Source organism: Mesorhizobium sp. B2-8-3 (assembly GCF_006440815.1).
GTDB lineage: Bacteria > Pseudomonadota > Alphaproteobacteria > Rhizobiales > Rhizobiaceae > Mesorhizobium.
The window spans coordinates 1-21,077 of the sequence record NZ_VFTW01000045.1 but is presented as its reverse complement, the minus strand read 5'-3'; the positions used below and the strand labels follow the sequence as shown (position 1 = coordinate 21,077).

Here is a 21,077-nt window from a genome sequence, read left to right as displayed (position 1 = left end):
GCCATGGAAGAGAAGCTGCGCTTCGCCATCCGTGAAGGCGGCCGCACCGTCGGTGCCGGCATCGTCGTCACCATCAAGGAATAATCGATCCGGCACTTGCCGGTTCGACAAAGAAAGGGCGGTCCTCGGGCCGCCCTTTTGCTTTGGAGTGGTATCGCGCGGCCCTTTTCAATTCTGTTGCAAGCCCCGTCCCCGCAACTAGTATGGGTTGTACCCGAGGGGCTTGCCAGACGTGGTTTCAACATTCCGTTCAAAGACCATACGGTGTTGGCGCGGGCTGCTTCGGCTGGGATTGGCCGCTGCCACAGGGCTGGCCGCGCTCAGCGCCGCCGCAAAGGAAACGCCCGCGGACTACGGTCCGGCGATGCGCTTCGTCGTCGTGCGCAGCAGCGCGCCGGGCTGCGAGCCGAACTGCCCGGAATGGATTTCCGCCGAAGGCACGATCGAGGCCGGCACGCCGGCGCAGCTGAGACGCCTGCTGAAGACGCTCGGCGGGCGGCCACTGCCGATCGTCGTCAATTCACCAGGCGGCAATGTCGATGCCGCGCTGCAGCTTGGCCGCATGGTCCGCAAGAACAAGCTCGATATCGCGGTCGGCATCACGGAGTTTTCCGGCTGCTCGCCGGGGATGAAGAACTGCCTGGACAATGGCCGCAAGGGCCAGCCCTATTCCGGCGTCGCTTATGACAGCGGCGCGATGTGCAATTCGGCCTGTCCGCTGATGTTTGCCGGCGGCATCCGCCGCGTGGTCGGCGAATGGGCCTATCTCGGTGTGCATCAGATCACCACCACCTACCAGCGCGAGAAGCTGCTCTACCGCACGACCTATCGGATCGTGAACGGCAAGAAGAAGATCGTCAGCACCAGGATCGTCAGCCGCAAGAATGCCGGCAGCTACAAGACCTATGAGATGAGCAGGACGGTCGAGAAGCGGCTGTCGGCCTATCTGAAGGAAATGGGCGTCGAGCAGGGCGTGCTGGGCGTGATGAAGGCGACGCCTGCCAGCGACATCAGGCAAATCGAGCCCGAAGACATGCTGGAGATGAAACTCGTCACCAGTCTCGATTCGCTCGACCTGCTGACCGAGAGAACCATCTGCCAGCGCAATCCGGCGCCAGCGAATTGTCGCGAGGTTCCCGCGAACGGCGTGCCCGCCGCGGTCGCGGCCGTCGAAGCCGGGCCTTCACCCATTGCGCCGGTTCCCGCGCCGGCGCCGCAGGCCCGCGAACAGGAGATGCGCTTCGTTCTTGTTCGCGGCAGCAATCCGCTTTGCAATCTCGATTGTCCGGAATGGATTTCGGCGGAAGGCACGATCGCCGCGGGCACGGCCGACAAGCTCCGCCAACTGCTCGATACGATCCGTGAGCGCCGGTTACCCGTCGTCATCAACTCGCCGGGTGGAGATGTGCAGGCTGCGCTTGCCGCGGGCCGGCTGATCCGCGAGCGCGGGTTGGATGTCGCAGTCGCCCGAACGGATTTTCTCGATTGCGATCCGGGCGCAGTGGGGTGCGTCGCGGCGGACGGTCTCCATGCCGGGCTCACCATCGATACAGGCGCCGAATGCGACGCGGCTTGCGCGGTGATGATCGCCGGCGGCGTCCGGCGCCTGGTTGGCGCCGGTGCGCATTTTCTGGTGCATTCCATGGGCATGGAAGACAAGGTCAGGGCGTATCTTGACGAAATGGCGGTCGGCTCGGGCTTTTTCGTCGCCATGCAGTCGGCCGAATATGCGAAGCACAGGGAACTCAGCCGGGACGAACTGAAGACATTCGGGCTGACAACCGGGCCGCAGTCGGTCGACGCGCTGACGGGCGCCACCATTTGCAGATCCGCGCCCAGGCCGGACAATTGCCGGGTTCTTCCGGCCGCCGATGCCGAGGCGAAGGCGCCAGCGAAGCTGTAGAGCAATTCCAGGAAAAGTGTTTACGGTTTTCCGTCCGGAATTGCGTAAACAAAGGAGATAGCGGGTACTGGCCATCGAGGCAGGTTGAGCGGGGCAGGGCGCTGACACTATCCTGCTCGTGCTTTTATACACAGTGGAGGAGCGGCGATGAGCGAGGACATCCCGACTTTATATGCGTGGGCCGGCGGCGGCGAGGCGCTCAACCGGCTGACCCGGACCTTTTATGACAAGGTGGCTGCGGATCCGGTCGTCGGGCCGGTATTCAGGCACATGTCGCCGGATCACCCGGCGCATGTCGCCGCCTTCATCGGCGAAGTCTTTGGCGGGCCGAAGACCTACAGCGAGAAGCATGGCGGCCATCGCGAAATGGTGATGCATCACCTTGGCAAGCACCTGACCGAGGAACAGCGCCGCCGCTGGATCAATCTCCTTGCCGACGCGGCGGACGAGGTCGGCCTGCCGGACGACCCCGAATTCCGCTCCGCCTTCATGGGCTATGTCGAATGGGGGTCGCGGCTGGCGAAGATGAACTCGAATCTGGGCGAGACCTGCGATCCCGAGACCGAGCCGATGCCGGCCTGGGGCTGGGGCGTGCCTGGCGGACCTTATAAGCCGCCGGCCGGGAAATCTTAAAGAGCGGGCGCGCCCCCCGCGATCGATTGCCGGCAGCCGCGCAATTCAGATTTCCGGCAAAGGGTCCAAAACCGCTGCCGAGTGCTCTTTACAGAGTGCCCGGAAGCTTTTAGGAAGCGCCTGCGCCGAACAGCGCATGCACGGGCATAGCTCAGTTGGTAGAGCGGCGGTCTCCAAAACCGCAGGTCGTAGGTTCGAGCCCTGCTGCCCGTGCCATCTTTCCAAAGGGCAAAAGAAGCTCTCCGCGGTTGAAAATCGGCGGGTGGCTTGCCATATAGCAGGAATTGGGGCATAAGCCCCGCATAGCCGGGACGGGACGACTGGATGGTTCCGAGGCGGCGTTAGGACATAAAGCGGACCCTTGCCACTTGCGTGGATTAAGAATCGGTTTTATGTAGACAAGACAGACACGCGACGCGTGGAGCTGGGAAGCCGGCTTTACGCGTCTGATTTGCGTGGGTGAAATAGCGGCGCTGATTCGCGCCGTATAGAGCCCAGGCGGCACGTCCCGGTCAGCGGGATCATCCAGGAGGCCCGGCCAACGGGTCTTGAAACAGGCGGCACATGGCTTCGAAAACCACTAATCCCTTCACCTTTCTCCAGCAGGTTCGCGCGGAGACGGCCAAGGTGACATGGCCTTCGCGGCGCGAAACCATGATCTCGACCGTGATGGTCCTGGTGTTCGCGGTGATCGCGATGCTGTTCTTCTTCGCTGCCGATATTCTGATGGGCTACGCGATCGAGTGGATCCTGGGTCTCGGACATTAATTCGGCGGTTTACGGAGAGGTCGTGAAATGACTGCACGGTGGTATATCGTCCACGCCTATTCGAACTTCGAGAAGAAGGTCGCCGAGGACATCGAGAACAAGGCCAAGCAGAAGGGCCTGTCCGGCGATATCGAGCAGATCGTCGTGCCGACCGAGAAGGTCGTCGAGATCCGCCGTGGCCGCAAGGTCGATGCCGAGCGCAAGTTCTTCCCGGGCTATGTGCTGTTGAAGGCCAATCTGACCGATGCCGTGTTCTCGCTGGTCAAGAACACGCCGAAGGTCACCGGTTTCCTGGGCGACTCCAAGCCCGTGCCGATCACCGAGACCGAGGCGCAGCGCATCCTGAACCAGGTTCAGGAGGGCGTCGAGCGGCCGAAGCCTTCGGTCACCTTCGAGATCGGCGAGGCGATCCGCGTTTCGGACGGTCCGTTCGCGTCGTTCAACGGCGTCGTCCAGGAAGTGGACGAGGAGCGTGCCCGCCTCAAGGTGGAAGTTTCGATCTTCGGGCGCGCCGTGCCCGTCGATCTGGAATTCGGACAGGTCGAAAAGGGCTGATCCGTACACCCGCGCCGGAAGGCGTTGGTACACCCGCGCCGCGAGGCGTCGGGAGCGGCGGTAGACGCCGCATGAACGGGTGGGAGGCGAAGGCGGCACAGCCGGCCGTCGGAACCGCACCACCAGACTGCAACCGCCGGCGTTTCCCTGGTAACGGGGCCGGCATGAGAAAAGGCAGGAATAGAGATGGCTAAGAAAGTTGCAGGCCAGCTCAAGCTCCAGGTTGCCGCGGGCTCGGCCACGCCGTCGCCCCCGATCGGCCCGGCGCTTGGTCAGCGCGGCATCAACATCATGGAATTCTGCAAGGCGTTCAACGCGCAGACCCAGGAGCTCGAGAAGGGATCGCCGATCCCGGTCGTCATCACCTACTACCAGGACAAGTCGTTCACCTTCGTCATGAAGACGCCGCCGGTGAGCTACTTCCTGAAGAAGGCAGCCAACCTGAAGTCGGGCTCCAAGGAGCCGGGCAAGGTCAAGGCCGGCACGATCAGCCGCGACAAGGTGCGCGCGATCGCAGAGCAGAAGATGAAGGACCTGAACGCAAACGACGTCGAGGCGGCCATGCGCATGGTCGAGGGTTCCGCCCGCTCGATGGGCCTGGAAGTGGTGGGCTAAGATCATGGCAAAGATTGCAAAGCGTATTGCCAAGAGCCGCGAAGGCATCGATCCGAACAAGGCTTACGCCCTCTCCGAGGCGCTGCAGCTGCTCAAGGACCGGTCCAAGGTGAAGTTCGACGAGACCGTCGAGATATCGATGAACCTCGGCGTCGATCCGCGCCATGCCGACCAGATGGTCCGCGGCGTGGTCAACCTGCCGAACGGCACCGGCCGCTCGGTGCGCGTCGCGGTGTTTGCCCGTGGCGACAAGGCCGAGGAAGCCAAGGCCGCCGGCGCCGATATCGTTGGCGCCGAGGATCTTGTCGACATCGTCCAGAAGGGCACGATCGATTTCGATCGCTGCATCGCCACGCCGGACATGATGCCGCTGGTCGGTCGTCTGGGCAAGGTTCTCGGCCCGCGCGGCATGATGCCGAACCCGAAGGTCGGCACCGTGACCACCGATGTGGCCGCGGCCGTCAAGGCTTCGAAGGGCGGCGCCGTCGAGTTCCGCGTCGAGAAGGCCGGCATCGTCCAGGCCGGCGTCGGCAAGGTCTCGTTCGACGTCAAGGCGCTGGAAGAAAATGTCCGCGCCTTCGCCGATGCGGTGACCAGGGCCAAGCCCGCGGGCGCCAAGGGCAACTACGTCAAGAAGGTGTCGGTCACCTCGACGATGGGCCCCGGCCTCAAGCTCGACATCGCGACGCTCGCCGCGTCGTAAGTGTCATCTGATCGGCTAGGCCGATCGCAAAAGAATCCCGGACCGCCGATCCGTCGGCGGCCCGGTACCCCGGAAGCCGAAAGGTTTCCGGATATCCTGTCCGAGATTGCAGGCGGCCCAAAAGCCTTAATTCACTTGGGCCTGCATGAGACGGGTGAAGACCCGACAATGGAGCCAAGCTCCAATGAAAGGTTCGAACCGTGTTTGCCTTTTGTCTGCGCACTATCCGGCATGCCGGCTGGTGTGGCGAAAGGGGGCAGGATCCTCGAGCGTCGTTCGGGAGATCCGTACTGGATGGCCCGGCCGGCAAAAGGCAACCCGACGCCTGACCTCGTTAATGGGGCAGGGGTCAACTGGAGATAGGCAGTGGACAGAGCGGAAAAACGCGAACTCGTCACGGGCCTGAATGATGCGTTTTCAAGCGCTGGTTCAGTCGTCGTGGCCCACTACGCCGGTATCACCGTCGCGCAAATGAACGACCTCCGGTCGAAGATGCGCGCCGCCGGTGGCACCGTCAAAGTCGCGAAGAACCGTCTCGCCAAGATCGCTCTTCAGGGCACGGACTCCGCATCGATCATCGATCTGTTCAAGGGACAGACGCTGGTCGCTTATTCGGAGGATCCGATTGCGGCGCCGAAGGTCGCGTCCGATTTCGCCAAGGGGAATGACAAGTTGATCATTCTCGGTGGCGCGATGGGTACGACCTCGCTCGACGCCGACGGTGTGAAGGCACTCGCCACACTACCGTCGCTCGACGAGCTGCGCGCCAGGCTGGTTGGCATGATCGCCACGCCGGCTACCCGGATCGCCCAGATCGTCAATGCGCCCGCGGCTTCGGTCGCGCGTGTCATCGGCGCTTACGCCCGGAAGGACGAGGCGGCATGAGGCCGTTCCTCGCTGTCAACAACACACGTTCGAACCTAGTGAAGGAATACAAAAATGGCTGATCTCGCAAAGATCGTAGACGACCTTTCGAAGCTGACCGTCCTCGAGGCGGCCGAGCTGTCGAAGCTCCTGGAAGAGAAGTGGGGCGTTTCGGCTGCCGCTCCGGTGGCGGTTGCCGCTGCTGGCGGCGCTGGTGCCGCTGCCGCTGCTCCGGCTGAAGAGAAGACGGAATTCGACGTCGTTCTCGCCGATGCCGGCGCCCAGAAGATCAACGTCATCAAGGAAGTCCGCGCCATCACGGGCCTTGGCCTCAAGGAAGCCAAGGACCTGGTCGAAGCGGCTCCGAAGCCGGTCAAGGAAGGCGTTTCCAAGGCCGACGCCGACAAGTTCAAGGCTCAGCTGGAAGCAGCTGGCGCCAAGGTCGAGCTGAAGTAAGCCTGTTAGGCGAGGGCGGACGGTCTCGCGCCGTCCGCCCCCTCCCTTGACGAAGGGAGGGTTCTGTTGCGCGAGGCGTTTGAAAACCTCTTTCCTGAGGGCCGAAAAGCGGCCTTCCGGAAACGGGTTTTCTCCCGTTTTAGCCGGTAGCCGCCAAACCATTGGCAGGGCGGCCGGAAAAACAGATAGGGGCAGCCGCCAAGGCCGCCCGTTGGTGCAAGGCGAGCCGCGGCGAGGTTCGTCCCGAGTTTATAGCTAAGGAGCGACGATGGCCCAGACCCAGACTTTCAATGGCCGCAGACGCGTACGCAAGTTCTTCGGAAAGATCCCGGAAGTTGCGGAGATGCCGAACCTCATCGAGGTTCAGAAGGCATCCTATGACCAGTTCCTGATGGTGGACGAGCCCAAGGGCGGCCGTCCGGACGAGGGGCTGCAGGCCGTTTTCAAGTCGGTCTTCCCGATCTCCGACTTTTCCGGCTCCTCGATGCTGGAGTTCGTGAAGTACGAGTTCGAGGCACCGAAATTCGACGTTGACGAGTGCCGTCAGCGCGACCTGACCTATGCTGCCCCGCTGAAGGTGACGCTGCGCCTCATCGTGTTCGATATCGACGAGGATACCGGCGCCAAGTCGATCAAGGACATCAAGGAGCAGGACGTCTACATGGGCGACATGCCGCTCATGACGTCGAACGGCACCTTCATCGTCAACGGCACCGAGCGCGTCATCGTCTCGCAGATGCACCGTTCGCCGGGCGTCTTCTTCGACCATGACAAGGGCAAGTCGCACTCGTCGGGCAAGCTTCTGTTTGCCGCGCGCGTCATTCCCTATCGCGGCTCGTGGCTCGACATCGAGTTCGATAGCAAGGACGTCGTGCACGCCCGCATCGATCGTCGCCGCAAGATTCCGGTGACGTCGCTCTTGATGGCGCTCGGCATGGACGGCGAGGAGATCCTGTCGACCTTCTACAACAAGATCACCTACAAGCGCGCCGGCGACCACTGGCGCATTCCGTTCAACGTCGAGCGTTTCCGCGGCCTCAAGGCCGTCGGCGACCTGGTCGATGCCGACACCGGCGAGATTGTGGTCGAACAAGGCAAGAAGATCACCGCCCGCCAGGCTCGCCAGCTCGGCGAGAAGGGTCTCAAGGCCATCAAGGCGACCGACGAGGACCTGCTCGGCAACTACCTTGCCGAGGACATTGTCAACTACGCCACCGGCGAGATCTTCCTCGAAGCCGGCGACGAGATCGACGACAAGACGCTGAAGGTGCTGCTCGGCACCGGCGAGGACGAGATCCAGATCCTGGACATCGACCACGTCAACGTCGGCGCCTACATCCGCAACACGCTCAACGTCGACAAGAACGAGAGCCGCCAGGACGCGCTGTTCGACATCTATCGCGTCATGCGCCCGGGCGAGCCGCCGACGCTCGAGACCGCCGAAGCCATGTTCAACTCGCTGTTCTTCGACAGCGAGCGCTACGACCTGTCGGCTGTCGGCCGCGTCAAGATGAACATGCGCCTCGAGCTCAAGGCCGAGGACACCGTGCGCGTGCTGCGCAAGGACGATATCCTGGCCGTGGTCAAGACGCTGGTCGAACTCCGCGACGGCAAGGGCGAGATCGACGACATCGACAATCTCGGCAACCGCCGCGTGCGTTCGGTCGGCGAGTTGATGGAGAACCAGTACCGTGTCGGCCTGCTGCGCATGGAGCGCGCGATCAAGGAGCGCATGTCCTCGATCGAGATCGACACGGTCATGCCGCAGGACCTGATCAACGCCAAGCCGGCGGCCGCCGCCGTGCGCGAGTTCTTCGGTTCCTCGCAGCTGTCGCAGTTCATGGACCAGACCAACCCGCTGTCGGAGATCACCCACAAGCGCCGCCTGTCGGCGCTTGGACCGGGCGGTCTGACCCGCGAGCGCGCCGGCTTCGAGGTGCGCGATGTGCACCCGACGCATTACGGCCGCATCTGCCCGATCGAAACGCCGGAAGGCCCGAATATCGGTCTGATCAACTCGCTGGCCACTTTCGCGCGCGTCAACAAGTACGGCTTCATCGAAAGCCCGTACCGCAAGATCGTGGGCGGCAAGCTGACCAACGAGGTTGTCTACCTGTCGGCGATGGAGGAGGCCAAGCACTATGTCGCGCAGGCCAACGCCGAGCTCGACAAGAATGGCAGCTTCGTCGACGAGTTCGTCATTTGCCGTAACGCCGGCGAAGTGATGATGGCGCCGCGCGAGAACGTCGACCTGATGGACGTCTCGCCGAAGCAGATGGTGTCGGTCGCGGCAGCGCTCATCCCGTTCCTCGAGAACGACGACGCCAACCGCGCGCTGATGGGCTCGAACATGCAGCGTCAGGCCGTGCCGCTGGTGCGCGCCGAGGCGCCGTTCGTCGGCACCGGCATGGAGCCGGTCGTCGCCCGTGACTCGGGCGCGGCCATCGGCGCCCGCCGCGGCGGCGTGGTCGACCAGGTCGACGCGACCCGTATCGTCATCCGCGCCACGGAAGATCTCGACCCCGGCAAGTCCGGCGTCGATATCTACCGGCTGATGAAGTTCCAGCGTTCGAACCAGAACACCTGCATCAACCAGCGTCCGCTGGTGCGCATGGGCGACCGCGTCAACAAGGGCGACATCATTGCCGACGGTCCCTCGACCGAGCTCGGCGATCTGGCGCTCGGCCGCAACGTGCTGGTCGCGTTCATGCCGTGGAACGGCTACAACTACGAGGACTCGATCCTGCTCTCCGAGCGCATCGTGGCCGATGACGTCTTCACCTCGATCCACATCGAGGAGTTCGAGGTCATGGCGCGCGACACCAAGCTCGGGCCGGAGGAAATCACGCGCGACATTCCGAACGTTTCGGAAGAGGCGCTGAAGAACCTCGACGAGGCCGGCATCGTCTATATCGGTGCCGAGGTGCAGCCGGGCGACATCCTGGTCGGCAAGATCACGCCGAAGGGCGAAAGCCCGATGACGCCGGAAGAAAAGTTGCTCCGCGCCATCTTCGGCGAAAAGGCCTCGGACGTCCGCGACACCTCCATGCGCATGCCTCCGGGCACCTTCGGCACGGTCGTCGAAGTGCGCGTCTTCAACCGCCACGGCGTGGAGAAGGACGAGCGCGCGATGGCGATCGAGCGCGAGGAGATCGAGCGTCTGGCCAAGGACCGCGACGACGAACAGGCGATCCTCGACCGCAACGTCTATGCGCGTCTTTCCGACGTGCTGGTCGGGAAGGAAGCGATCGCCGGACCGAAGGGCTTCAAGAAGGGCTCGAAGCTGTCGAAGGACACGCTCGACGAGTATCCGCGTTCGCAGTGGTGGCAGTTCGCCGTGGAGAACGAGAAGCTCCAGGGCGAGCTCGAGGCTCTGCGCGGCCAGTATGACGAGTCCAAGAAGGCGCTCGAGCAGCGTTTCATGGACAAGGTCGAGAAGGTGCAGCGCGGCGACGAAATGCCTCCGGGCGTCATGAAGATGGTCAAGGTCTTCGTGGCGGTGAAGCGCAAGATGCAGCCGGGCGACAAGATGGCCGGCCGTCACGGCAACAAGGGTGTCGTGTCGCGCATCGTTCCGGTCGAGGACATGCCTTTCCTCGAGGACGGCACGCATGCCGATATCGTGCTCAACCCGCTGGGTGTGCCGAGCCGCATGAATGTCGGCCAGATCCTGGAAACGCATCTGGGCTGGGCTTGCGCAGGCATGGGCAGGAAGATCGGCGAGCTGATCGACGCGTATAAGGGCGGCGGCGATATCAAGCCGCTGCGCAAGACGCTGGAAAGCTTCATGCCGGCCAACGACCGCAACGAGCCGATCCGCGAGTATGACGACGAGAGCATCGTTCGCCTGAGCGAGCAGATGCGCCGCGGCGTCTCCATCGCGACACCGGTGTTCGACGGCGCGCATGAGGCCGACATCAACACCATGCTGGAGCAGGCAGGCCTGCACACCAGCGGTCAGTCGCAGCTCTATGACGGCCGCACCGGCGAGCCGTTCGATCGCAAGGTGACGATGGGCTACATCTATATGCTCAAGCTGCATCACCTGGTGGACGACAAGATCCACGCGCGTTCGATCGGTCCTTACTCGCTCGTCACCCAGCAGCCGCTGGGCGGCAAGGCGCAGTTCGGCGGCCAGCGCTTCGGCGAAATGGAGGTCTGGGCGCTCGAAGCCTACGGCGCCGCCTACACGCTGCAGGAAATGCTGACGGTGAAGTCGGACGACGTCGCCGGCCGCACCAAGGTCTACGAGGCGATCGTGCGCGGCGACGACACGTTCGAGGCAGGCATTCCGGAGAGCTTCAACGTTCTCGTCAAGGAAATGCGCTCGCTGGGCCTCAATGTGGAGCTGGAGAATACCCAGGTCGAAGAGACCCCGACGCGTCTGCCCGACGCAGCCGAGTAAAGCCTACGGCGCGCCGCTCTAGGATGCGGCGCGCCCTTCAAATTTTTCGGTCGGGCAACCGGCCAGTCTGCGGACATTTCGTCCGCGATCGATGCAAGGGGTTATCGAGGACCCCGAAAAGGAGAACGGCATGAACCAAGAGGTCATGAATCTCTTCAACCCGCAGGCGCCTGCGCAGGTGTTCGATTCCATCCGGATCTCGCTTGCCAGCCCAGAGAAGATTCTGTCCTGGTCGTTCGGCGAGATCAAGAAGCCGGAGACCATCAACTACCGCACCTTCAAGCCGGAGCGTGACGGCCTGTTCTGCGCGCGCATTTTTGGCCCGATCAAGGACTATGAGTGCCTGTGCGGCAAGTACAAGCGCATGAAGTACAAGGGCGTCATCTGCGAAAAGTGCGGCGTCGAAGTCACGTTGTCGCGCGTTCGCCGCGAGCGCATGGGCCATATCGAGCTCGCCGCGCCCGTCGCCCATATCTGGTTCCTGAAGTCGCTGCCTTCGCGCATCGGCACACTGCTCGACATGACGCTCAAGGATATCGAGCGTGTGCTCTACTTCGAGAACTACATCGTCACCGAGCCCGGCCTCACCGCGCTGAAGGAGAACCAGCTCCTCAGCGAGGAAGAGTACATGCTTGCCGTCGACGAGTATGGCGAGGACTCTTTCACCGCCATGATCGGCGCCGAGGCCATCCATGACCTTCTGGCCGGCATGGACCTGGAGAAGATCGCCGGCGACCTGCGTTCGGAGCTGGCGTCGACCACCTCCGAGCTCAAGCAGAAGAAGTATCTGAAGCGGCTCAAGGTCGTGGAGAACTTCATGGAATCCGGCAACCGTCCGGAATGGATGATCATGAAGGTGGTTCCGGTGATCCCGCCGGACCTGCGTCCGCTCGTCCCGCTGGACGGCGGTCGCTTCGCCACGTCCGACCTCAACGATCTCTATCGCCGCGTCATCAACCGCAACAACCGCCTGAAGCGGCTGATCGAGTTGCGCGCGCCCGGCATCATCGTGCGCAATGAAAAGCGCATGCTGCAGGAAGCCGTCGACGCGTTGTTCGACAACGGTCGTCGCGGCCGCGTCATCACCGGCGCGAACAAGCGTCCGCTGAAGTCGCTGTCCGATATGCTCAAGGGCAAGCAGGGCCGGTTCCGTCAGAACCTGCTCGGCAAGCGCGTCGACTATTCCGGCCGCTCGGTCATCGTGACCGGTCCGGAGCTGAAGCTGCATCAGTGCGGCCTGCCGAAGAAGATGGCGCTCGAGCTGTTCAAGCCCTTCATCTACGCCCGCCTCGACGCCAAGGGTTTCTCCTCGACCGTCAAGCAGGCGAAGAAGCTGGTCGAGAAGGAACGTCCGGAGGTCTGGGATATCCTCGACGAGGTCATCCGCGAGCATCCGGTGCTCCTGAACCGCGCGCCGACGCTGCACCGCCTCGGCATCCAGGCGTTCGAGCCGATCCTGATTGAAGGCAAGGCGATCCAGCTGCATCCGCTGGTCTGCACCGCCTTCAACGCCGACTTCGACGGCGACCAGATGGCGGTCCACGTGCCGCTGTCCTTGGAAGCGCAGTTGGAAGCCCGCGTGCTGATGATGTCGACCAACAACATCCTGCACCCGGCCTCCGGCGCGCCGATCATCGTGCCGTCGCAGGACATGGTTCTCGGTCTCTACTATCTCTCGATCGTCAACCAGAACGAGCCGGGCGAAGGCATGGTGTTTGCCGACATGGGCGAGCTCCAGCATGCGCTGGAGACCAAGGCCGTGACGCTGCACGCCAAGATCAAGGGCCGCTTCCGCACCGTCGACGCCGAAGGCAAGACGGTGTCGAAGATCTACGACACCACGCCTGGCCGCATGATCATCGGCGAACTGCTGCCGAAGAACGTCAACGTGCCGTATGAGACCGCCAACCAGGAGATGACCAAGAAGAACATCTCCAAGATGATCGACACCGTCTACCGCCACTGCGGTCAGAAGGAGACGGTCATTTTCTGCGATCGCATCATGGCGCTCGGCTTCGCGCATGCCTGCCGCGCCGGCATCTCGTTCGGCAAGGACGACATGCTGATCCCGGATTCCAAGATCAAGCTGGTCTCGGAGACCGAGGCTTTGGCCAAGGAATACGAGCAGCAGTACAATGACGGCCTGATCACCCAGGGCGAGAAGTACAACAAGGTCGTCGACGCCTGGGCCAAGTGCTCGGAAAAGGTCGCCGACGAGATGATGGCCCGCATCAAGGCGGTGGAGTTCGAGGACAATGGCCGCCAGAAGCCGATGAACTCGATCTACATGATGTCGCATTCGGGTGCGCGCGGTTCGCCCACCCAGATGCGTCAGCTCGCCGGCATGCGTGGCCTGATGGCCAAGCCCTCGGGTGAAATCATCGAGACGCCGATCATCTCGAACTTCAAGGAAGGCCTCACCGTGCTCGAGTATTTCAACTCGACCCACGGCGCCCGCAAGGGTCTGGCCGACACCGCCTTGAAGACGGCGAATTCGGGTTACCTCACCCGCCGTCTCGTCGACGTGGCGCAGGACTGCATCGTCAACTCCGTGGATTGCGGCACCGACAAGGGCCTCACCATGCAGCCGATCGTCGATGCTGGTCAGGTCGTCGCTTCGGTCGGCCAGCGCGTGCTGGGCCGCACCGCGCTCGACGACATCAACCATCCGGTCTCCGGCGAATTGCTGGTCAAGGCCGGAACGCTGATGGATGAGCGCGACGTGGAGCAGATCGAAAAGGCCGGCGTGCAGTCGATCCGCATCCGTTCGGCGCTGACCTGCGAGGTCAGGACCGGCGTGTGCGCTGTCTGCTACGGTCGCGACCTTGCCCGCGGTACCCCTGTCAACCAGGGCGAGGCCGTCGGCGTCATCGCGGCGCAGTCGATCGGCGAGCCGGGCACCCAGCTCACCATGCGTACCTTCCACATGGGCGGTACGGCGCAGGTGGTGGATAGCTCGTTCCTTGAAGCCTCCTATGAGGGCAAGGTGCAGATCCGCAACCGCAACGTGGTGCGCAACTCGGAAGGCCAGCAGATGGTCATGGGCCGCAACATGGCGGTGCTCATCCTCGATGAGACCGGCAAGGAGCGCGCCACGCACCGCGTCGCCTATGGTTCGCGTATCTTCGTGGACGATGGCGACAAGGTTAAGCGCGGCCAGCGTATCGCCGAGTGGGATCCCTATACCCGCCCGATCCTCACCGAAATCGAGGGCAGGGTGGCGTTCGAGGATCTGGTCGACGGCATCTCCGTGCAGGAAACGGCCGACGAGTCGACCGGTATCACCAAGCGTGAGGTCATCGACTGGCGTTCGACGCCGCGCGGCAGCGACCTGAAGCCCGCGATCGTCATCCAGGACGCCAAGGGCAAGGTCGGCAAGCTGTCGAAGGGCGGCGATGCACGCTTCCTGCTCTCGGTCGAGGCCATCCTCTCGGTCGAGCCGGGCGCGCATGTCCGTCCGGGCGACGTGCTTGCGCGTATCCCGATGGAAAGCGCCAAGACCAAGGACATCACCGGCGGTCTGCCGCGTGTTGCGGAATTGTTCGAGGCCCGCCGTCCGAAGGATCACGCCATCATCGCCGAGATCGATGGCACGATCCGCTTCGGCCGCGACTACAAGAACAAGCGCCGCATCATCATCGAGCCGCATGACTCGACGCTCGAGCCGGTGGAGTACCTGATCCCGAAGGGCAAGCCGTTCCATCTTCAGGACGGCGACGTCATCGAGAAGGGCGACTACATCCTCGACGGCAACCCGGCGCCGCACGACATCCTGGCGATCAAGGGCGTGGAGGCGCTTGCCTCCTACCTCGTCAACGAGATCCAGGAGGTCTACCGTCTGCAGGGCGTGTCGATCAACGACAAGCACATCGAGGTGATCGTTCGCCAGATGCTGCAGAAGGTCGAGATCACCACGCAGGGCGACTCGACCTACATTCCGGGCGACCACGTCGACGTGATCGAACTGGAAGAGGTCAACGAGCGCCTGATCGAGGACGGCAAGAAGCCGGCCGAAGGTCAGCCGGTGCTGCTCGGCATCACCAAGGCCTCGCTGCAGACGCCGTCCTTCATCTCGGCCGCTTCCTTCCAGGAGACGACCAGGGTGCTCACCGAGGCCGCGGTTGCCGGCAAGACCGACATGCTGCAGGGCCTCAAGGAAAACGTCATCGTCGGCCGCCTGATCCCGGCCGGCACGGGCGGTACGATGAGCCAAATCCGGCGCATCGCAACCTCGCGCGACGAGCTCATCATCGACGAGCGCCGCAAGGCCTCCGGTGTCGAGGTCGCCGACCCGATGCTGACCGACATGGTCAACGCCGCGCAGTGAGCGGCTTGACATGAGAAACGATAAGAAGGGGCCCACGTGGCCCCTTCTTGCATTTCAAGAGCATGATCCCGAAAAGTGACACCGGTTTTCGGAAGAGATCATAATCGAATAAAGAGACCAGATCAGTATGACGGTTCTATTAGAGCAATTCCAGGAAAAGTGTGAGCGGTTTTCCGTCCGGAATTGCGTAGAAACAAAGAGATAGAGCGGTTCGCCGTTTCCGTGAAACGGTGAAACGCGCTAGCCGTCATCCTGATCTGGCTTCACGAACGAGGAAGAATTATGAGCAGCAAGACTTGGACGGCTGTCGACGACTACATCGTTTCCTCTCTTTTCGAAGCGGATCCCGTCCTGGATGCGGTGCTTAAGGCCAACCGCGATCAGGGCCTGCCCGCGATCGACGTGTCGGCCGCGCAGGGCAAGCTGCTGTCGCTGTTGGTGCGCATCCGCGGCGCGAAGAAGGTGCTGGAGATCGGCACGCTCGGCGGCTACTCGACCATCTGGATGGCGAGGGGATTGCCGGCGGACGGCAAGGTCGTGACGCTGGAGCTCGATCCGCACCACGCCAAGGTCGCGCGCTCGAATTTCGAGCGGGCAGGGGTTTCCGACAGGGTCGACCTGCGCGTGGGGCCTGCGCTGCAGTCGCTTGGCAAGCTGGCGGACGAAGATGCCGGACCGTTCGACCTCATCTTCATCGATGCCGACAAGCCGAACAACCCGAACTATCTGATCCGGGCCATGAAGCTGTCGCGCCCAGGCACCGTCATCGTCTGCGACAACGTCATCCGCGACGGCGCGGTCGTGAAAAAGAACAGCGGCGACGCCAATGTCGAAGGCGCTCGCGCCGCGTTTTCGTTCATCGGCGGCGAGAAGCGGCTGGACGGCACCGCCATCCAGACCGTAGGCGCCAAGGGCTATGACGGCTTCGCCATTGCGATCGTCGAGTGAGGATGCCGTTGGCCTCGGCGCGTTGCCGCCGCCTCAGTCGAAGAACGCCTCGACCACGTTGCGCTTGCCGAGCATGAAGGCGTCGGCGACGTGCTGCAGCGGCGCGAGGTCGACATCCGAAGTGCCGGCGCGAACGATCTCGGCGAAGCGCTTGTAAAGCATCGGATATTCGGCCTCGGGCTCGTCGTGGACGACCTTGCCGTCGACAGCGAGCTTAGCGCCGCCGCCCGACAGCACCATCTTGCCCTTGTCGGTCTCGGCGACGATGTCCCAGCTCTGCGGGCCAGTCTGAAGCCAGTCGAGCTCCATCGTCACAGGCAGGCCATTGGACGTGCGGAAGGCGACATGGGCCGCGACCGGTGCCGCGCGGTTCTCCGGAAAATCGAGCACGGCCGAGGTGATGAACATAGCAGGCAGGATGTGGGTGGCGATCGACAGCGCGTTGATGCCCGGATCGAACACGCCGAAGCCGCCGGGTTCCCAGATCCATTCCTGGTTCGGGTGCCAGCGGCGCACGTCTTCCTTCCAATTGATGGCGGCCGAAGTCAGTCTGGCCGAGGCAAGGAATGCGCGCGCGGCCTCCACCGCCGGCGCATAGCGCGAATGCCAACTGGCGAAGAGCGAGACGCCGTTCTCTTCGGCAAGCGCCTTGAGGTGTTCGACTTCGCTGACCGTGGCGCCCGGCGGCTTTTCGAGGAACACATGCTTTTTCGCCTCCAGCGCGGTGCGCGCGGCGTCGTAACGGTACTGCGGCGGCATGCAGAGCGAGACCGCCTCGAGGCCGGGTTCGGCCGCAAGCATGGCTTCGATCGTTGGATAGTTCGGGATCCCGTCGACTTTGCCGTGGCGGCTGGCCGCTGCGGCGAGCTGAAAGTCGCCATCCTTGGCGACCGCCGGCAAATGCTGGTCGCGCACGATCTTGCCCACGCCGACGATGCCGAGCTTGATGGGACTGCTGGTCATGGAAACTCCAAGGAATGAAAGTGTGTCTAGGCAGGACAGATTTGTCCGGCGGGTCTGGGAAATATGACGGCTGGCCGCGCTTTTCAGATCGGCTCTTCAAAGGTGACGATCGAAACTTCGCCCTCCAGTGCGCCCTGATAGGCCGACAGATGCGGCTCCTCGTCGGGCTCGCCCTCCATGTCACCGATCTGGTCGAGTTCGGCCTCGGCGTAACCTTCCGCGGCGAGCGATTCGAGCGCGCGGCGCACGGCAGAATCATCGTCAGGCGCCACCAGCATCACATGCACGCCCTCCGGCTTGCCGCCTTTCTTCTTCCAGACCCGCCCGGTGATGATCGTGACCGGCCGTTCTTCATTGTCGTTCACGGCTGATTCCTCGTTTCCCCGGAGATTGTCCGGTGCAAGCCGCCTTTTGGCACGAAGCAAGGGCACAGGACAGCGCAAAGCCGGTCACTTTCTTCCTCGCTCTTGAAAAAAGACGCAAGAAAATTACATCCGTTTTTCGCATGGCTGCCCAGCTTTGGGTTGGACGCAATATTTGCCGCGCCGGGGTTGACGGACCCTGGGGTTGCGAGTAGAAGCCGCGACGTCAGAACCGATGTGAGGCTCTCCTGTCCGAAGCGACACGCTTTGGAGTTTGCCTCAAACAGGGTTCGTTTTACGAGCGAAAAGACATTTCCGGCGCGCATGAAGCGGCTTCCGCTTCCTCTGCAATTTGTTCGGGCAGGACCGCGAAGCGCGGTGTGTTGCCCGAATTTGCGTATGGGAATGACGCTTTGAGCGGCCCTGACAGGGCAGACACGGAATTGAGAGACAAGAGGGTTTAATGCCTACCGTCAACCAGCTGATCCGCAAGCCGCGCCTGGCGCCGGTAAAGCGTAACAAGGTCCCGGCCATGCAGCAGAACCCGCAGAAGCGGGGTGTCTGCACGCGCGTCTACACCACGACGCCGAAGAAGCCGAACTCGGCGCTGCGCAAGGTGGCCAAGATTCGCCTGACCAACGGCTTTGAAGTGATCGGCTACATCCCCGGCGAAGGCCACAACCTTCAGGAGCACTCGGTGGTCATGATCCGCGGCGGTCGCGTCAAGGATCTGCCGGGCGTCCGCTACCACATCATCCGCGGCGTGCTCGACACGCAGGGTGTGAAGAACCGCAAGCAGCGTCGTTCGAAATACGGCGCCAAGCGTCCGAAGTAAGGGTTTCCCATGTCCCGTCGTCACAGTGCAGAAAAGCGTGAGATCAATCCGGACCCCAAGTTCGGCGATCTGATTGTCACCAAGTTCATGAACGCCGTCATGTATGACGGCAAGAAGTCGGTTGCCGAGACCATCGTCTATGGCGCGCTGGACCAGGTCCAGGCCAAGACCAAGCAGGAGCCGGTCACCGTCTTCCATCAGGCGCTCGACAATGTCGCGCCGCATGTGGAAGTGCGCTCGCGTCGGGTCGGCGGCGCCACCTACCAGGTTCCGGTCGACGTGCGCCCCGAGCGCCGTCAGGCGCTGGCCATCCGCTGGCTGATCGCCGCGGCCCGCAACCGCAACGAGACCACCATGGTCGACCGCCTCTCGGGCGAGCTGATGGACGCGGCCAACAACCGCGGCACGGCCGTCAAGAAGCGTGAAGACACCCACAAGATGGCGGAAGCCAACCGCGCCTTCGCGCATTACCGCTGGTAACGCGAAAGAGACTGAGAGGCACCTCCCATGGCCCGCGAATACAAAATCGAAGACTACCGCAATTTCGGTATCATGGCGCATATCGACGCCGGCAAGACGACGACGACCGAGCGCGTCCTCTACTACACGGGCAAGTCGCACAAGATCGGCGAAGTCCATGACGGCGCTGCCACCATGGACTGGATGGAGCAGGAGCAGGAACGCGGCATCACCATCACGTCGGCCGCGACCACGACCTTCTGGAAGGGTCGCGATGGCAAGATGCGCCGCTTCAACATCATTGACACCCCCGGACACGTCGACTTCACCATCGAGGTCGAGCGTTCGCTGCGCGTGCTCGACGGCGCCATCGCGCTGCTCGACGCCAATGCCGGCGTGGAGCCGCAGACCGAGACCGTGTGGCGCCAGGCCGACAAGTACCACGTGCCGCGCATGATCTTCTGCAACAAGATGGACAAGATCGGCGCCGACTTCTACCGCTCCGAGGAAATGATCGCCTCGCGCCTCGGTGCGCAGGCCGTCGTCATGCAACTGCCGATCGGCGCCGAGACCGAGTTCAAGGGCGTCGTCGACCTCGTCGAGATGAACGCGCTCGTCTGGCGCGACGAGACCCTGGGCGCTGCCTGGGACGTTGTCGAGATCCCGGCCGACCTGAAGGAAAAGGCCGAGCAGTACCGCGAGAAGATGATCGAAGCCGCCGTCGAGATGGACGAGACCGCGCTCGAGAATTACCTCGAAGGCAAAATGCCGTCGAACGACGAGATCCGCGCGCTGATCCGCAAGGGCACCATCGCGGTCAAGTTCTACCCGATGTTCTGTGGCTCGGCCTTCAAGAACAAGGGCGTGCAGCCGCTGCTCGACGCCGTTGTCGAATACCTGCCGTCGCCGATCGACGTGCCGGCCATCAAGGGTGTCGACGCCAAGACCGACGCCGAGATCGAGCGTCATGCCGATGACAACGAGCCGCTGTCGATGCTGGCGTTCAAGATCATGAACGACCCGTTTGTCGGTTCGCTGACCTTTGCCCGCATCTATTCGGGCAAGCTCGCCAAGGGCACCTCGGTCGACAACACCGTGAAGGGCAAGAAGGAGCGCATCGGCCGCATGCTGCAGATGCATGCGAATTCGCGCGCCGACGTCGAAGAAGCTTACGCAGGCGACATCGTCGCCCTGGCTGGCCTCAAGGACACGACCACCGGCGACACGCTCTGCGATCCGCTGCACCCGGTCATCCTCGAGCGCATGGAATTCCCCGATCCGGTCATCCAGATCGCTATCGAGCCGAAGACCAAGAACGACCAGGAAAAGATGGGCCTCGCGCTGCATCGTCTGGCGGCCGAGGATCCGTCCTTCCGCGTCAAGACCGACGAGGAAAGCGGCCAAACCATCATCGCCGGCATGGGCGAGCTGCATCTTGACATCATCGTCGACCGCATGCGCCGCGAGTTCAAGGTCGAAGCCAATGTCGGCGCGCCGCAGGTGGCTTATCGCGAGACGATCACCCGCACCCACGAGCAGGACTACACGCACAAGAAGCAGACCGGCGGTACCGGCCAGTTCGCCCGCGTCAAGATCATATTCGAACCGAACACCGAGAGCGAAGAGTTCGTGTTCGAGTCCAAGATCGTCGGCGGTGCGGTTCCGAAAGAATACATCCCGGGCGTCGAGAAGGGCATCAACAGCGTCATGGGTTCCGGCCCGTTCGCCGGCTTCCCGATGATCGGTGTCAAGGCCACGCTGATCGACGGCGCCTTCCACGACGTCGACTCCTCGGTGCTGGCGTTCGAAATCGCCTCCCGCGCCTGCTTCAAGGAAGCCGCTCCGCGCCTCGGCGTGCAGTTGCTCGAGCCGATCATGAAGGTCGAGGTCGTGACGCCGGAAGATTACGTCGGCGGCGTCATCGGCGATCTCAACGGCCGTCGTGGTCAGATCCAGGGTCAGGAAGCGCGCGGCGTTGCCGTCGTCATCAACGCGATGGTGCCGCTCGCGAACATGTTCAAGTACGTCGACAATCTGCGTTCGATGTCGCAGGGCCGCGCCCAGTACACGATGCAGTTCGACCACTACGAGCCGGTTCCGACCGCGGTCGCCCAGGAAGTTCAGAAGAAATACGCGTAACTCGAGCGGGTTGCACGAAACCTTAATTCAAGGCCCGCACGGGCAGGCAGGAATGGAGAGATCACATGGCAAAAGGTAAATTCGAGCGCACCAAGCCGCATGTGAACATTGGCACGATCGGCCACGTCGATCATGGCAAGAC

16 protein-coding genes, 1 tRNA gene and 2 pseudogenes are annotated in these 21,077 nt (G+C 62.9%); 17 read left to right on the top strand and 2 right to left on the bottom strand.

Features of this window, described 5'->3' with window-relative positions; translation table 11 throughout:
• The 13 genes and pseudogenes from FJ418_RS31415 to FJ418_RS31355 all read left to right on the top strand — a co-directional run.
• A pseudogene (locus tag FJ418_RS31415) lies at window positions 1–84 on the top strand (elongation factor Tu); the annotation flags it as partial.
• 280 nt (window positions 85–364) lie between these two features.
• Complete coding sequence (locus FJ418_RS31410; RefSeq protein ID WP_140872135.1) at window positions 365–1,903, top strand: hypothetical protein; 1,539 nt, start codon at window positions 365–367, stop codon at window positions 1,901–1,903.
• A gap of 147 nt (window positions 1,904–2,050) precedes the next feature.
• Complete coding sequence (locus tag FJ418_RS31405) at window positions 2,051–2,536, top strand: group II truncated hemoglobin (protein WP_140786225.1); 486 nt, start codon at window positions 2,051–2,053, stop codon at window positions 2,534–2,536.
• 140 nt (window positions 2,537–2,676) lie between these two features.
• Window positions 2,677–2,752 (top strand) — tRNA-Trp (locus tag FJ418_RS31400).
• 348 nt (window positions 2,753–3,100) lie between these two features.
• Window positions 3,101–3,304, top strand: a complete 204-nt coding sequence (gene secE / locus FJ418_RS31395; protein WP_027170383.1) for a preprotein translocase subunit SecE — start codon at window positions 3,101–3,103, stop codon at window positions 3,302–3,304.
• Between the two features lie 27 nt (window positions 3,305–3,331).
• Entirely contained in the window at window positions 3,332–3,859 is a 528-nt protein-coding gene (nusG, locus tag FJ418_RS31390; protein ID WP_140545994.1) for a transcription termination/antitermination protein NusG, read from the top strand.
• A gap of 186 nt (window positions 3,860–4,045) precedes the next feature.
• Entirely contained in the window at window positions 4,046–4,474 is a 429-nt protein-coding gene (gene rplK / locus FJ418_RS31385) for a 50S ribosomal protein L11 (RefSeq protein ID WP_095765524.1), read from the top strand.
• A gap of 4 nt (window positions 4,475–4,478) precedes the next feature.
• On the top strand, window positions 4,479–5,177 hold the full coding sequence (gene rplA, locus FJ418_RS31380; protein ID WP_140646978.1) for a 50S ribosomal protein L1: 699 nt from the start codon (window positions 4,479–4,481) through the stop codon (window positions 5,175–5,177).
• 366 nt (window positions 5,178–5,543) lie between these two features.
• The gene (gene rplJ / locus FJ418_RS31375) at window positions 5,544–6,062 is read left to right on the top strand and encodes a 50S ribosomal protein L10 (protein WP_140545996.1); all 519 of its coding nucleotides are present in this window, start codon (window positions 5,544–5,546) and stop codon (window positions 6,060–6,062) included.
• 54 nt (window positions 6,063–6,116) lie between these two features.
• A complete protein-coding gene (rplL, locus tag FJ418_RS31370) occupies window positions 6,117–6,497 on the top strand; it encodes a 50S ribosomal protein L7/L12 (protein WP_059189560.1) in 381 nt (126 codons plus the stop codon).
• Between the two features lie 268 nt (window positions 6,498–6,765).
• The gene (gene rpoB / locus FJ418_RS31365; protein ID WP_140659836.1) at window positions 6,766–10,902 is read left to right on the top strand and encodes a DNA-directed RNA polymerase subunit beta; all 4,137 of its coding nucleotides are present in this window, start codon (window positions 6,766–6,768) and stop codon (window positions 10,900–10,902) included.
• A 130-nt stretch (window positions 10,903–11,032) separates the two neighbouring features.
• Complete coding sequence (gene rpoC, locus FJ418_RS31360) at window positions 11,033–15,229, top strand: DNA-directed RNA polymerase subunit beta' (RefSeq protein ID WP_140646980.1); 4,197 nt, start codon at window positions 11,033–11,035, stop codon at window positions 15,227–15,229.
• A gap of 282 nt (window positions 15,230–15,511) precedes the next feature.
• Window positions 15,512–16,177: an O-methyltransferase gene (locus tag FJ418_RS31355; RefSeq protein WP_140872133.1), complete on the top strand. Its 666-nt coding sequence runs from the start codon at window positions 15,512–15,514 to the stop codon at window positions 16,175–16,177.
• 33 nt (window positions 16,178–16,210) lie between these two features.
• Here the strand turns inward: FJ418_RS31355 and FJ418_RS31350 are convergent, their stop codons facing one another.
• Both FJ418_RS31350 and FJ418_RS31345 read right to left on the bottom strand, forming a co-directional pair.
• Window positions 16,211–17,140, bottom strand: a complete 930-nt coding sequence (locus FJ418_RS31350; protein ID WP_140872131.1) for a Gfo/Idh/MocA family oxidoreductase — start codon at window positions 17,138–17,140, stop codon at window positions 16,211–16,213.
• A gap of 83 nt (window positions 17,141–17,223) precedes the next feature.
• Window positions 17,224–17,505: a transcriptional regulator gene (locus tag FJ418_RS31345; protein ID WP_140646983.1), complete on the bottom strand. Its 282-nt coding sequence runs from the start codon at window positions 17,503–17,505 to the stop codon at window positions 17,224–17,226.
• 460 nt (window positions 17,506–17,965) lie between these two features.
• On the opposite strand from FJ418_RS31345, the gene rpsL reads away from it, so the two are divergent.
• The 4 genes and pseudogenes from rpsL to FJ418_RS31325 all read left to right on the top strand — a co-directional run.
• Window positions 17,966–18,337: a 30S ribosomal protein S12 gene (gene rpsL, locus FJ418_RS31340; protein ID WP_006202128.1), complete on the top strand. Its 372-nt coding sequence runs from the start codon at window positions 17,966–17,968 to the stop codon at window positions 18,335–18,337.
• A gap of 9 nt (window positions 18,338–18,346) precedes the next feature.
• Entirely contained in the window at window positions 18,347–18,817 is a 471-nt protein-coding gene (gene rpsG / locus FJ418_RS31335) for a 30S ribosomal protein S7 (RefSeq protein ID WP_027170372.1), read from the top strand.
• 27 nt (window positions 18,818–18,844) lie between these two features.
• Window positions 18,845–20,935 carry an elongation factor G gene (gene fusA, locus FJ418_RS31330; protein ID WP_140646984.1) on the top strand — a complete coding sequence of 697 codons (2,091 nt, stop codon included), beginning with the start codon at window positions 18,845–18,847 and terminating at the stop codon, window positions 20,933–20,935.
• A gap of 65 nt (window positions 20,936–21,000) precedes the next feature.
• Window positions 21,001–21,077: pseudogene (locus tag FJ418_RS31325) on the top strand (elongation factor Tu); the annotation flags it as partial.